At 49.8% G+C, this 14,788-nt stretch carries 12 protein-coding genes; all 12 read right to left on the bottom strand.

All coding sequences use genetic code 11. The features are described from left to right. Window positions 1-182 (bottom strand): hypothetical protein (locus tag AB1756_08460; protein MEW5807361.1); only part of this gene is annotated, 182 nt, incomplete at its 3' end. Continuing rightward, on the bottom strand, window positions 170-2,164 hold the full coding sequence (locus AB1756_08455) for a cytochrome c3 family protein (protein MEW5807360.1): 1,995 nt from the start codon (window positions 2,162-2,164) through the stop codon (window positions 170-172). The genes AB1756_08455 and AB1756_08460, both read right to left, overlap by 13 nt. Further along, window positions 2,161-2,778: a hypothetical protein gene (locus AB1756_08450; protein MEW5807359.1), complete on the bottom strand. Its 618-nt coding sequence runs from the start codon at window positions 2,776-2,778 to the stop codon at window positions 2,161-2,163. Before AB1756_08450 ends, AB1756_08455 begins: the two co-directional genes overlap by 4 nt. A 51-nt stretch (window positions 2,779-2,829) precedes the next feature. Then, window positions 2,830-4,239 carry a YncE family protein gene (locus AB1756_08445; GenBank protein MEW5807358.1) on the bottom strand — a complete coding sequence of 470 codons (1,410 nt, stop codon included), beginning with the start codon at window positions 4,237-4,239 and terminating at the stop codon, window positions 2,830-2,832. Window positions 4,240-4,281: 42 nt separating this feature from the next. Beyond that, window positions 4,282-5,715: a cytochrome c3 family protein gene (locus AB1756_08440; GenBank protein ID MEW5807357.1), complete on the bottom strand. Its 1,434-nt coding sequence runs from the start codon at window positions 5,713-5,715 to the stop codon at window positions 4,282-4,284. Window positions 5,716-5,818: 103 nt separating this feature from the next. Beyond that, window positions 5,819-6,718: a cytochrome c3 family protein gene (locus AB1756_08435; protein ID MEW5807356.1), complete on the bottom strand. Its 900-nt coding sequence runs from the start codon at window positions 6,716-6,718 to the stop codon at window positions 5,819-5,821. A gap of 149 nt (window positions 6,719-6,867) precedes the next feature. Further along, on the bottom strand, window positions 6,868-7,905 hold the full coding sequence (locus tag AB1756_08430) for a hypothetical protein (GenBank protein ID MEW5807355.1): 1,038 nt from the start codon (window positions 7,903-7,905) through the stop codon (window positions 6,868-6,870). A 354-nt stretch (window positions 7,906-8,259) separates the two neighbouring features. Beyond that, window positions 8,260-9,240, bottom strand: a complete 981-nt coding sequence (locus tag AB1756_08425) for a 6-bladed beta-propeller (protein ID MEW5807354.1) — start codon at window positions 9,238-9,240, stop codon at window positions 8,260-8,262. A gap of 21 nt (window positions 9,241-9,261) precedes the next feature. Beyond that, complete coding sequence (locus AB1756_08420) at window positions 9,262-10,950, bottom strand: peptidylprolyl isomerase (GenBank protein ID MEW5807353.1); 1,689 nt, start codon at window positions 10,948-10,950, stop codon at window positions 9,262-9,264. Window positions 10,951-10,962: 12 nt separating this feature from the next. Beyond that, complete coding sequence (locus AB1756_08415) at window positions 10,963-12,090, bottom strand: hypothetical protein (protein ID MEW5807352.1); 1,128 nt, start codon at window positions 12,088-12,090, stop codon at window positions 10,963-10,965. Between the two features lie 14 nt (window positions 12,091-12,104). Then, window positions 12,105-14,186, bottom strand: coding sequence for a hypothetical protein (locus AB1756_08410; protein ID MEW5807351.1), 2,082 nt, complete (start codon window positions 14,184-14,186; stop codon window positions 12,105-12,107). 254 nt (window positions 14,187-14,440) lie between these two features. Further along, on the bottom strand, window positions 14,441-14,788 hold a 348-nt coding region (locus AB1756_08405; protein MEW5807350.1), incomplete at its 5' end, for a M23 family metallopeptidase.

The raw sequence follows: 14,788 nt of genomic DNA, 5'->3' as shown, positions 1-14,788 counted from the left end.
TTTTCCAGATCTTCATGGCAGACGACACAGAGCTCTTTGCCTTTCCCCTGAAGGGCAACCTTCTGTTCCTCCGCTCCGAAAAGCAATCCAAAAGCTGCAGAAGATACCAGTATGGAGACGAAAAGAATACTTCTTAAATGGAATGAGGAACTTAGATGCTTGGCGGTCCTTAAACGTGACATACTTTGCAATCCCCCTGCTGGAATGGGGAGTGAATGATCTCCCGGAACAGAAATTTGTGATCTGAAAAATGAGGGTTGTGACATTGCACACAATGCCCTCCACTCACCGGGATGTTTCCGTGAGATTCTGAAAATTTGGCTGTCGATATGTCGTGACACTGGAGACAGAGCATCTGCCCCGGGACTTTCAGGAGTGCCATCTCCCTTGAAGAATGGGATGCATGGCACTTTCCACATTCTCCATCGACGATGAGGCTATGAACGACGGTATCCTTCGCCACGAGCCTCTTCCTGAAATCATCATGACACTTCAGGCAGACCTCTTTTGGTTTCCCTCTTACCAGCCCGCTCAGGAAGCTCCCATGGGGAGAATGACATTCCACGCAGAGCCCCTCCCTCAGCGGCTTGTGGATCGATGCCGCATCCCTCAACATGATCGAACTCTCATCGTGACATTCTTCGCAAAGACTTCTGACATCGCGTGCGAGCAGAGCATCATATTTTGCATTGTGAGGAAGGTGGCAGGTCATGCACTTTCCCTCCGAGAAGGGAACGTGAAGTTTTGCGCCCGCAAGGGAGGTGGAGATCTTTTCGTGACATTTGAAGCATACTTTTGGAATCTCATCCGATAGAAGAGCTTTACCTTCCGAGCCATGAGGTATATGACAAGCGAGGCACTGCCCATTGCTCACCGGGAAGTGCTGAATCCCATCTGCAAACTGATCCCTTCTGTTGGAATGGCACCGGTAGCAGAGGGCAGCATCTACTTCTACAGCGAGCTTCGGATTCTTCGAGCCATGGGGTTCATGGCATCCGATGCATTCTCCGTTCTTGAAGGGGAAATGGAGCACCTTCTTCGCCTGAGATTTCTTCACGTCATCGTGGCAGTTCAGACACAGGCTTGCTACTTCTTCGAAGAGCAATCGGGCCACATCGGAGGAATGTGGGTCGTGACAGGAAGAGCAACCCTCCTTAACCGGGGCGTGCTGGAACTTCAGTCGCTTAGTTTCCTTCATTCTGTCATGACAGATGGTACAGAGATTGGGCTCCTCAACCCTCCTAAGGGCTCTGAAATCGGAAGCATGCGGGGAATGGCAGAAACTGCACTTTCCTTCCTTTGCCACTTGATGAGGGATCTTCTTCCCGAACTTCCCCTTGCTGTCTTCGTGACAGACGAAACAGAGAGCCGCCTGTCTATCCAGAAGGTTGAATGGATGCGCTGAATCAGGAGCTTCATGGCAGTTTGAGCATCCGTTATCCTGAATGGCAGCATGAACACTGGCTTTCATGAGCTTCGGTTTCTCGGAAGAGTGCGGAGTATGGCAGTCGATGCAACTCTTTCCGGTCGGCGCATAGGAAGAATGGCTTTCCAGCATGGAAGAATCGGATGTTTTATGACAGTCAAGGCAGATCCGTTCCACGGAAACTTTAAGGAGATGCTGAGTATTGGAAGCGTGAGAATCGTGACAGACTCCACAACCGCCATCCTTTATCTTATGCTGATATGTCCTCTGAAACGCACTGCTCTCATGACACTGGAAGCATACTTCCGTCCTGCTCTTCAAGAGCAGTGAAGGATGGTCAGAGGCATGAGGCTCATGGCAGTCCGTGCACCCCTTCTCCTGAATGGGCTGATGGACATTATCTTCTGCCAGCTTCTTCTGCATGTCAGCGTGACAGGAGATGCAGAGGGTGGATCCAACCTCTTTCAGACGGATTATACCGACAACACCATGCTTGAGATGGCATCCCTCGCAGTTCTCCTCCTTTACCGGCTGATGAACGAACTTCCCTGCAAATTTCTTTCTGTACTCCTGATGGCAGTCGATGCATCCTTTCCCCACCGCTTTATCCTTCTTCTTGAACTGCCCGAAATCCATCCTTACGAAGAGAAGAGTGAGAAGCAGGATGGAAAAAAAGGCAAGACATTTCCCGATGGGAAGCAGGCAAAGCAATCTCTTATTTTCCTTTTTCATAGTCATTGAATGAGCGTCTTCAGCGCCTTGCGCACCAGTTTTCGAGCCGCTTTGCTCTTGTTTGCCCCACCGAAACCAAAAAGTTTCGTGATGAATTTCGTTCCTTCTCTGGAGACGGTCGTCGTCCAGATGGCCACGCCTGAATCCACTTCGATCATCTTGAAGCTCAAGGCTATCGTCACCGATGGGGTCGTCCCGGATCGCTCTATCTGGAACTCCTGGACGTTTCCCTGGATAAGGGCTTGAACGTCAAGGGTCTGCCCGATCTTTCTGATGTTATCCTGGCCAAGGTTCTCAATGTCGGTGATCTTGTTTTCTGCCAAGGCCCGGTAAACCTCACCCGGCTCGGCCACACCCACGATGTTGGCCGCGAGGAGCTCTATAATGAAGAGGTCCCTGATCTTCTCATCGGCGTACAGATCCTGTGTATAGTTCGAGAAGGGGAGAACCGCCACTTTCTTGATCGCCGAAAAATCAGAGGAAGGGTGGATGTACGTGATGGGAGCCGAGGCACAGGAACCAAGCAGGAAGAGGGATACAATGACAGCCACTCCGATCACAGTTTGCAATGTCTGCCATTGACATATGTTCAATCTTCTCAGTCTTATTATTTTTTTCATATTTTTCTCTGGGTCAAATCCAGCGCAAGCAGGATGCGTCGCTAAAATTTATCACCTCATTATGACTAAGTCAAAAACATTATCTCCAATCCTGGAGGTTGATAGAACCTTGCCGACGATCTTGTCGATGATGTAAAGATTTCCGGTGCTGCCTCCCGTAACGTAGAGCTTCTTACCATCTGGATCTGGGGCGACATTCAAAGGATTCTTGACCCGGACGAACTTAAGCATCGATTCCAGCGCCTGGTCGAAAAAAACTACGCGACCGCCGCCGGGATCGAGGAGAAAGAGCCTGTTCCCATCCAGATCGAAATTGACCCCTTTTGCCTGAAAGCCAAGGCTGATCCTTTTAACCACGGCTCTATTCTCGACGACGACGATATTCGGGGAAGCACCATGAACTACGTAAAGGCTTTCCTTACCGGGCTGGACGACCATCTGCATTGGTTTTGATGATACCTTGAGCGCAGAGATCGCTTCTTTCGCGTTCGCATCAATGACTGTGATCTCATCTGAGAGTTTGCAGGATATGTAGGCCACACGTCCGTCCGAGCTCATGGCGATATGCTCCGGGGAAAGACCCACTTTGATCTCCTTGATATGGGAAGAGGTCCGCGCATTGTAAACGGAAACGGATTGAGAAGCGTTGCAGACTACGTAGAGATCGTTCCCATCCGGTGAGATGGCCAGGTCGACAGGCCTGGAACCATGCTCGATGGAGATGGTGTCGATGATCCGGTCGTTTAAGGTATCGATGACGGAGACCGTCCCGGACCCTGCATTGGCCACGTAGAGCCTCTCCGCGTCAGGAGAAAGAACAAGTCCTTTTGGCTCCTTTTCAACCTTAATGATCGAAGCAACTCGGTCCTTATGGCGATCGATGACCAGAACCTCTCCCAGCCCCTCATCCGTGGCGAAGATCTTCAGGCTCCTGACGATAGGCTCAGGCTTTGATACGACGAACCCCGGCTTAAATTCGATCTTCCGGGTAACGGAGGAAGGAACGTCCCACTTCAGGAAGAGGACTTCTATCCTCCCTTTCGAGACCAGGACATTCACCGGAATGGTAATTGGTTCCCCGCTCCAGAGAAGAGAGGCCTTTTTCCTGCCAACCGAAGGCGAGGAGATGTTCATCCTGAGGCTTCCGTATGCCCTTTCCCGTACCATGCCGGAAATCAGTCTGATTTGAAACCTCTCTTCTTCACCGGATTCCACCTCATCCTCAAGGATGGCGAGAGCGTGCGCCTTTCCCTCTTCATCAATGAGAGAAACGGCGTCCAGATGAAAGGAAAGCTTCAGATGGTCAGCATTATTACCGTTCAGGAAGACGACGACATTTTCCTCTTGATCCCAGCCCGGGCAAGGAATTGAGGCAAGCAGAATGAAGAAAAGCAGAGAAATACGCAGCGCCGATGACCTTATAGCAATAATGCTCTCTCTTTCAGTATCATGCAAAATCATGGCAAATCACCGAACATGATGCTGATGATATCCTCATGAAGATTACCTGGCGTAATTGATTCCATAATTCTCCGAACCGTGACAGGTGGGATAGCAGGTTCCTCCAGTGGAACTCTTCGTATAATTGTTCAATCCCGGCGACCTCCCGAGAACGATCAAGAAAGACTGCGAGGAAGATCCGTGAGACTGGTGACAGACGTAACAGGGTCTCTGTTTCCGCCCCACATGATACGCGTGTCCTTTCGTCTCCTCAGGCCTGTTCCACCGACTGTATCCCTGGACTGTGTCTCCCGAATCTGGATTGGCATACGTATCATAGTTGTGACACTGGAAACACAGTTCGTCGGAGGACATCGTCCGGCTCTGAGTACTTGCAGTATAGGGAGCCTTCAGAATGTAATTGTACTGCGAACCGTGGGGGCCCTTCAGGTTCGACCCGCTCGAACGATGGCAATCGTAGCAGTACATCTTCATCGTGGCACTCCACCCGTTGACAAAAGCTCCGCTTCTGATGTTAGTATTCTTTCCTGTATTCTCCACGGGGTGATAGGACGGGTTCATATCATTGAAGAGAGTGGCCATGTTGCTCTTTCCTGCTGGAAGCGTCGTCCATGAGGAGTGGCATTTGAAACAGAGTTCATACTCATAAGCCGTCGTCGCATCATCGGGAGGGAGATACGTGTATGTCTGGGAACCGGCAGAAATGTTGGTCACCTTGACTCTTGAAACCCTTTTGATCCTTTCCGAGGCTGCCGGCGGAGCAGGGGCCGTTCCATCGGCTTTCGCGTAGTGAGAGTTATGACAGTCCTCGCACTCAGAGTGTCTGTTGCTCGTTCCGTATTTCGTGGAATCCCCATCTTCGGATTCGTTATGACTGTTCGTGGTCGACATCGGATGTTTGTATGTCCTGTTCGCATCTGTCCAGATATCCATTGTCGAGGGGCCGTTGGAATCGTGACACTCATAGCAGAGAGCCTCTTCCCTCTTGAAGGTCATGGCGGGTATCAATCCCGTTCCATCCTTTGCCCCATGCGGGTCATGGCAGTTGACACAGTACCCGGCTTCGGAAGCCTTTCTGGCTCTCGGCGATGGACCAGGCCAGACCATGGCCGAGGAGGTTGCATGGGATGATTGATCGTAAATTGTCTGCCCCTGATAGATTTTATAGGCTCCGTTGAGGGTATGACAGGGTCCGGCACCACCAGACGTGTAGCAGAGGTTGTTGTCATCGGGTGCAAAGAGGGCATACTCATATGGTCCCCCCGTCGGCATGCCATCATAGCTGGCATGCTGGTAATGACACTGCTCACAATCCCCTCTGGGTTCGGTCGTTATCCTCAACACTCCCGTAGTGGTATTGCCGTGCTTCGTGGAAGTAATTACGCCTCCTTTAGCCAGGGCTATGAGGGGAATGAATCCGAAGAAAATAATGAAAAGTATGAAACCTGGATGCTTGCTCGACCCTTTCCTTTTCATGATTCTCCTCATTACCGTCACATCACTTCACGGTATTTTCCATATCCTTCGCTCATCTCTCACGACTTTTCATATTTTCCAGGTTGGACTTTGCGCGTTCCTCCTACTGGTTATGACACTGCTGGCACGTGGATAGTTTTGTGCTCCCATCGGCATATATAAGAGCCGACTTGAACGAAGAACCATGAGCCTTGTGACATGATAGGCAGAATACCTCGTCATCGTCGCTGGGAACGGCCTCATCCAACGGGTTTTCCACTTCGACTCTGTTGTTGATGGTCCCGCTCCAGTATGCGTAATCGGCTCCATAGGAGCCGGAGATCTGCCTCTCCTGAGGATGCCTCAGCCAGGGCTCCACCGTTCCCTCTTCCGAGCCTGTTCTGCCGTGAAAATCGGTATGGCAGTCGTTGCACCAGGATGACATCCCGCTCTTATAGATCACGTTGGATGGAACATAAACGAGGGAAGGGTTGGATCCGTCCGGCAGGATCTGCTGATTGACAGAAACGGAAACATCCGAGCCATTTCCGCTACCTGCAGGATTTTCCAGGAGATTCCTGTAGTTGGAAGAGCCGTGCGGGTCATGGCATGAGGCGCAAGTAAGGATGAGAGAATCATTCCCGCCCGGGGGCGTTTCGGGAAGAGCAGGATTGAGGTCATGCGCCTTCTCGCTTGGTGAACCTCCCGAATTCTCGAAAGAACCTCCACACGGGTCCGCAGTGTAGCCCACAGGAGAAACGACATCAGGTGCATCCGGATTGCCCCCATCGTGACAGTAGAGGCAGAGAGAAAGGGAATCGGCATGCCTGAGGAGATGGGGGGAAGGGTTGATGGCCCCATCATACCTCATCGGAAGGCCATCCTGGCTGTTATGGATCGTATGACAATCACTGCAGATAAGCGTCTCGGCGCTGTGCCAGTTGCCTGAAAATCCGAGCGCCAGAAGGAATCCATTGATGAGGACAAAAAAAACAATGACTCTTTTGATCCTTCCTTCTCGCACAACGGAAGCCTTAAAACTTCAAAATTATAACATACAAGAAAAAATCAAAAAAAATAAGGTGCCGGGTTTTTAAAGTCCGGCACCTTTTAGATTCTTCTCTGATCAGCAAATCCAGTTCCTCAAAATAACAGCATTGTTCCACCGCATCGTTAGCCCTGGATGTGGCACTGCTTGCAGAGATCTCTGTAACCTCCGTCTTCCGTCCCCTGCTCGGAGATGGAGCCTGTGTTCTTCATGTAGATGAGACCGAAGGCATTCTTGTTTCCATGGCCTTTGTGGCAGGTGATGCAGGTCGGTGTGAGGCCGGAAATGGTGGAGTCTGTTTCAGATTCGTACCAATCTCCTGATGGAGACATGACCTTCACCCAGTTCGTCTTTCCACCCAGTCCTGTTCTGGCACCTGTCTTGTAAACATTGGCGCTTGAGTGACCGCCTCCAATGGCTCCGATGTCAACGCCTGCTGTCGGGTGTCTAAGGAACTCCCCTGTCGTTACGTCTCCGCCGATCTCAGTACCACCCACGGTGCCGTGGAAGTCGGTATGGCAATCCTTGCACCATATTCCGAAACCGGACTGTGTGGTATCAGGCTCGTTCATATCGACGTTGTCGTAGCTGTAACCTTTTGCCACTCTCTCATAAACATCTTTTGTGAGGTCATTTGTTCCAACGGCATAGGTCACTATCGTTCCGCTATTGGCATCTCTCCACAGATTCCTGTAGCTCCCCACCCCGGATTTGGTCCTTCCATGAGGGCTATGGCAGTCGACACAGATTAGACCATGCGTGGGATCTGGCGCCCACGTTCCACCTGGTGCCGTGTCGGTGGCATCGAGGGTATGACCTGTCGCACTATAGTATGGCGCTGCGTTGTCCCGGTTCAACGCGCCAGCCTCTCTGACTCCATTCGAATGATCCTTGAGGACATCCGGAACGGTTGTGAGACCGTCATGGCATGTAAGACAGAGATCATTGACCTCATTTCTCAGAAGGTAGTGATATGGACCAGCGGGACCCAGATCCGTAAAGTCGCCCGTTCCATCAGCATTGTAGCCATGCTGCTGGCTGAAATGCATGACGTGGCACTCATTGCAATAGAGAGAGGACCCTGTATGGTAGTCACCTGCCATCACCGATGTAAATCCAAGAGCGCAAACCATCGCTGCTAAAATTACGAGAAGCTTCTTCATATTTTTCACCTCCTTTCTTTTTGAATTGTGAAAATTTGAATTTTCTCCTAGAAAATTGAAACTGGATTTGAGCAATCGTTATGCCACGGAGAAATAGCCCTGCGGACAGCATCCCCATCATCTTACCTTTCAATGCAATGGGGAGCGATCTTCTCAATAAATGTATATCGTTTAAATAATTTCCTGATTTTAAATAAGTTATGCGCGAATAGATTTTTGCTCGGCTCGACTACAAGAATGATAATAAATGTCGCCTGTTACAAACTTTTCTTTGGATTTCAAGGTTGGCTTCAAATGCCGTTGCGCAAAGTGCGAGAATGCGCAAGAGATGTGGAATATAGCACAAGGGACAGGTTACTGTTCTTCGATGCAAAAGACCTGAATTCTTGAACCTATCTTCTCCGTGACCCAGATTCTTCCCTGTCCGTCGATGGTGACATCGGAAGGATAGGCGACCTCGCCAGGCTCGAAACCGAACCCGCCAAAATTGATGAGGAAGTTTCCATCCGCATCGAAGACCTTGATGTCCTGCCGGAGAGTATCCGCCACGAATATCCTCCCATCTCTATCGATGGCGATACCAGCCGGAAAGGAGAAGTTCTGCGATCCAACGTCGTGCTCCCCCCAGCCGTTGATGAATTTCCCTTCGGGATTGAAGACCTGGACCGGCATTCCAACGCGGTCCGTTATGTAGATGTTGCCAGCATCATCGATTGCGATGTCCGAAGGCGAGGAAAGCTTTCCCTTGCCGATCCCCTTCTCGCCGAATGACCTCAGGAAACGTCCATCCATAGTGAAAATCAGGACCCGTGGAATGGATGAATCGAGGAAGTAGAGCTTTCCTTCTCTGTCGACATTCATGGCAACGGGTTTTGGTTCTGGTGCGGGAGACTGAGAGAAGTCGAAAAACCTCCTGAACTCTCCCCTGTAGTTGAAGACTTTGACCTTGCCGATCTCGAGATCAATGACGTAGATATCTCCTTCGGGATCCACCATGACGTTGTAAGGTTCGTTGATGACCCCTTTGCTTCCAAATAAGAAAAGCTCCATGCCGTCCATATTGTAGATTCCGATGAGACCGTTCCCCGTATCGGCGCAGTAGATTTCGTCTTTCGCCCTGTCGTAGAAGATTCCCTTGGGTTCTTTCAGGCGACCGGAAAACATGTGATAGTAGACGAGCAGTACAGGCGGCACATCTTTGATCTTCCGTTGCATTGCTTTCTCAGATGCTTCCTTCTGAGCCGCGATATCAGGAGATGAGAGGAAGATCGTCATGAGAAGAGTCATCAAGAACAGCGAAAGCATGAGCTTTTTTCTGTTTCGATCGTTGCTCATTTCTTTCCATCCGCCTCCGGTTTATTTTCCCCTTTCAGGACTTGCTTTTTCTCTTTCCTCAAATTCATGGATGAACAGCCTTGCTCCTTTTCTGACGTTCCTCTCGTAGATCTTTATCCTTGACTTTTGCTCCAGCGTGGAGACCCATTTCGCTCTTTCAGTTTCCCCTTTTTGCTTCATAAGCTGCTTCCTGATCTTTTCCTTCACATCCGAGAGAACGGGGATGACCGGTTCCTTCCTTTCTTCCACCTTGAGTATCCCGAATCCTTCGGGAAGCTCGAGAATATCAGAGGTATCTCCCGGCTCCATGGAAAATATCAGTTCGTCGATCTTTTCCGGCATCTCCCCCTTCTGGACCCATCCCATATCTCCTCCCCGGGACGCCGTGAAACGGTCTTCGGAGAACTCAGCCGCCACGGCGGAGAACTCTTCGCCTTCCATAATCTTCTTCTTTATCGCTTCCATCTTTTCTCTCGTTCCGGCCGAGATCATCCTCAATTTCGCAGACAGCGGAATTTCGAATTCCTTTCCATTTTCCTTGTAATATGCCTCGATCTCCCTGTCGGAGATCTGGATATCCTTCATGATGAAATTGTTATAGAGATCCTCCATCATGAGTCTCTCTTTGAAAGACTTGAGTTTCCTTTCCGATTCATGCGTTAGCTTCCTCTCAGAGATGAGCCTATCCAGCAGAATATCATCCATCTTGTTCTCGAGATGGTTTTTAAGGCTCTGCTGCACATTGAATGGGTCCTGCGCTTCGATCTTCTGAATATCGATTCCATTGATGAAATCACCGAACATCAGTTCTCCCTCCTTGAAGATGGCAATGGGAATCCGTTCGAAATGTTTTATCTTCTCTGCGGAAACGGCTTTGAGGAATTTATCTTTCTCCAGCATCTCTTCACGGAAGGATAGTCCATACTGATCATAAAGCTTTTCGTAAAACCCCTCCCTGAGCGCGGACATCTTCCTTCTTTTCAGGATCGCCCGCAGATTATCTGAAACCCTCTCGTATTCCGGAGGAGTGGAGTTCTTCTTCTCCTGGAGAAAGACGATGTTCCATCCTGCCTCCGTTTCGAAAGGTTGGCTGAACGTCTTCTCCTCTAAAGCGAAGAGGGCGCTCTCCACCTTCTCATCGAGGATCCCAAAGGCAACGAAACCCAGATCTCCGCCGAATCTTGCCGTTTTATGGAGGGAGTTCTTCCTTGCCAGCTCTTCAAAATCCTCTCCCTTCTGCAATTTTTTGTGGATCTCCATGGCCTCGCGTTCTGAATGAACGGTGATGACCCTGCCACGATATAGGACATCGAGTCTCTTGTAAGCTTCCTCCACCATCTCATCCGTGATGACGGCCTTATCGAGGACCTCTTCTTTGTAGAGATCGTCCTTCAGAAGCTTCTTCCTGAACTTGACGAAGGTCTCCCGTCTTTCGATGATCTTGTCAAGTTCAAGATTGTAGGCTTCCTGAATGAGAAGCCTCTCATCCACCACCTTGAAGAGAAAATCTCTTAGAAGCGCTTCACTGGCAAGCATTCCCGTGTGCCCCTGATGTTTATCGGTGAAGAGACGCGCAAGATCATCCAGGGTCAGGGCCTCTTCGTTGATCCTGGCAAGGATGAGATCCTCTGCGGAGAAGGCATGATCCGCTCCAGAGTGAAAGATTAAAAGAAGAGAAAAAAAGCAAAGAAAATACCTTGATCCTTTCATTGAATCGTCCTATCATTTGATGAGAGTGAGAATCATACTGGTCACAGTGTCGGAGGTCAGAGTACCGATATCTCTCACCCTTCCCATTTCATACGCGGAGATGGAATCGCTCCCCTCCCTCCGGTGCCTGGCCGTCCAGATGACCTCTCCTGTGACTGCGTCGATCAGGCGGGCCGACAGCTCGACTTCGGGCTCGCTCCCCGATGATCCATTGATCCCCTCTTCGAACGCATAAACGGTTCCCATGATGATACCCTGCACTCCTAGTTCCGAACGAATAAGATCGAGCGCATCGCGGTCAAGCTGGTAAGCATTTCTGACCTTGCCTTTGATCAGGATTCTTCGCACTTCCGCCGGATCGACTATCTTCACTCTGGAATAAGCGTGGAGATTGACGAAGAAGTACTCATAGACGATACGGGCAGCATTCCTTTCGTTACTGAGGTTGGAGAACGGAAGGATCGCCAGGCAATTATACTTCCTCGCACCGCTTCCTCGCTTTCTGAAAAAGTGAGGATTGGGAGCCAGGATCCTGTTCCTTCCTCCTGCTCCTCTCCTCTCGAAGATAAGAAAATGATCCTCCTTCCTCACCGTCAGCGAAGAGAAAAGATCCTTGACGGCCCTCCGCACAAGCTCGTCCTGGGTCTTAGCCTTGCTTAGATTGAGAAAACCCGGCTCATCCTCGCCTGTCATGGAAAAGGCCGCACACCACTTCACAGAGCAGCTAAGCGAATCGATGAGTCGGACGGAAAGACCGATCCGCGGAATGGCCTTATTGGAATATGAGAAGATGGTACCGGTCATGATGTACTTCGCACCCAGATTCTCCAGGAGATCCATGGCATCGGCAACTGTGAGCGAATCAGTATATCTGATCCTCCTGTTCCGGAGGAATTCCTCCACGGAACTATCATCAATGATCTGGAACCCCTTTTCTTCCAAAGCCTTTTTCACCAGGGGAACGATCTTTTCACCTGCACTTCTCTCCTCCGACAGGTTCGTGAAGGGGAAAAAGGCGATTGTTTTCGAAGACTCGGATAATCTTTCCCGAGGATTGACGGGAGAGCCATGCATGGAACAGGAGAGCAAAAGTGTAAGAGCAAGAACGAGCAGTAACGTCGGGAATATCTTTTGTAACAACGGATGTTTCCTCTCTAAAATTTAATCTCCAGTAAGGCCGTGAGGACCTTGTTTCTCTTATCGATCTCGTTCCTGAGATTGATCAGATAATAGGAAAGGTCAAGATAAGCATTCCTGCGGAGATTCCACCTGACGCTTCCCCGAGCCTGGTCCCTGATTTCACCCGATAACTCTCTGACATCCTTCTCGTAACTCATGCTCAACTGGATCGATCCGCCCGGAAAGGGAAGCCAGTCCATTTTGTAAATTTTAGACCACCCGCTTATGGTTATCAAATCCTGGTATAGCAGGCGAGCGTAAAAATTGAGAAGAGAACTGGGCCTGAATGTGCAATCAAAGCCGAGATTCGTCTGGCTCCAGTCACTTTCCATGCCGGACATATCGATTTGCGTGATGAACTCCCTGGTGAAATCACTCGAAAGGATAATCTCTTCACGCGGTCTCGTATAGAAGGAGAACCGCAGGCTCTTCGTTTTAACCCGGATGTCGCTCTGGAAGTCCTTCTGGTCAACGTATCCGATGTCGAGAGAAGCGTTCAGATCGCGGTAGAGCTGCGAGGCAACGCGGAAGAGGTATGATTCGACATCCAGGCCTGGCTGTGCCTGCCGTTCCACTGAACGGTTTCGCCATCCGAGCGAGAGGTCGATGGCCTCAAGAAAGTTGGCGTTGAGAGTCATGAAATAATTGGTATCTCTTTCATCCTGTTGAAAGTTCCCCTTTCGTTCGACGAGACTGTATCCCGTCGTCGTGGAAAAGGATGAAACCGGTCTGAAAAAGAAGGTGAGATTATTGTCCCTCAGGTTGTATTCAGATAGCTCATGTTCCCTCTCGATATCGGAATTGCTGATAAAGCTGCCATATGTGAGAGAATATCTTTCGTTCGGCGTCCAGTTGGCGTTCAGGTTGATGTTCTGGATTTTCTCTTCCTCCTTCCAACGCCCGACGAGGACTTCGGTTGTATACGCCTGGAGTTCCGTGACTGCAATCGGCCCCTCGTTGACGCTGTAACCGGTATTCACCAGTTTGACGAATCTTGGCTGGAGCGCTGAAAAGGAGAACTCGAAACGGTTAAGGGTGTAGTTGAAGGCGAAGGGAACAGACGCGATGACACGCACCCAGTTCAAATTATCATCACTCGTGTAGATATCCCATGAAAAATCGTCTTCCGAGAGCGGGGAGATGGCGGCGCTCACGAAGAGGAAGAAGGTATCGATCCTCTGGGGAGGATCATATTCCAGGCCGATGTTCCGGTTGATCCCTCCACCATGAATGGTTCCTCCGATCTCGATTCCAGTGGAACTCACCGTGTCCCTGTCGATCAGGGAGGCCTGCTCGCTCAGGCTCCCCGTGAGCGGAGTGTCATCAGTGGAGAAGAGCCCCTTCTTAGGCTTCTTTTCCACGTAAAAGGGAACGCCAATCCGGCTTTTGGTCTTTATCCTGTTGTCGCTGATGAAATACCCACCTGTGACGTTAAGTTTCTCTTCGAAGAACGATCTTTGATACTGGATGTTGACGGAGTTCAGGTTGCCGTCTCTCTTGAAATTGACATTTTTAGTCTCATCGACTTTCTTCTCAAAATTGTAGAAAATGGAAAAATCGCGGATATCGTAGGAGGCATTGGCAAGAAGCCTTGTTTCGTTCGTGTCGTTCTGAATTCTGTCATCGACGTTTATCCGGTCGAACTGGAGGGAAGCGGCGGGGAAATTTTCTCTGTGGAGGAAGAGCCGGGAGTAGATGTTCTCTCTTCCCTGATCGATTGTCTCACCCCGCTCCGTCTTCGTGTATCGGTATCCGGCCGTCAGATCGAATATCTCATTGGAAAGGATCACTTCCAGTCGCGGCTCCAGGAGCCGATTCTCGCTCCCGGGAGTCTCAGGCGTTTCGCTTATCTTCCCGGCCTCATATCTCACCGATATAAGATAGGCGATGAGAGGGTTGACCTGCTGATTGAACCTCAGATTGTAGCTCTGCGTGAAGGCATAATAATCCTTCCCATCCTCATCGAAGCTCTGATATAGAAACCGGAAACGTCCAGAAAGATCTTGAGCAAGGCCTCTATCCGCAAGTAGAAGCAAAAAAACTATATTGACCAGCAAAAGCTTCCCGACTGGAAGAAGCTTTTTTCCGCTTCCTTTAAAAATGTCTGCATCCTCAGAATAATCCAAGATTTAAAGCAAGCCATATGCCACATCAGTTCGGTCATAATGTCCTTTAAAATCAGAAAATTCTATCAAAATCCTCTGTCTTTAGCACGGCAAAGCCAGAGATCAAGCGGGATTTTGCGCACTTTCAGGCTGAAACCAGCATGGATAGTGAAATAGATGGAGACTCTCGATGAATCAGGATAAGATCATTGCGCCTCCAGTATCTGACCAAGCTCAGGATCACCGTTGGTCAGTTGTTCCATCTTAAAGACTATGTCTTCGGGAATGAAATCATTTGAAAAATCTGTGGGAGGCTTGAAGACAGAATAGTTGCTGAAGAGAGCCGGAAGACCGTTCACTTCGTACTTTACAGGATTTGCTCCATCCATGAGCTGGTAGTGGATGTGAGGTATAAATGTATTACCGCTGTTACCGCACTTTCCTATGATATCCCCCGCTTTCACCTCATCCCCTTCCTTAACCTGTATCGAGCCGTTCATCATATGTCCCAGCAGGGAATATTCACCGTTCCCATGATCGATGATGACGAAGTT

This window comes from Acidobacteriota bacterium, assembly GCA_040752675.1.
Lineage (GTDB): Bacteria > Acidobacteriota > Polarisedimenticolia > JBFMGF01 > JBFMGF01 > JBFMGF01.
This window is presented reverse-complemented; position numbering and strand designations above follow the sequence as displayed.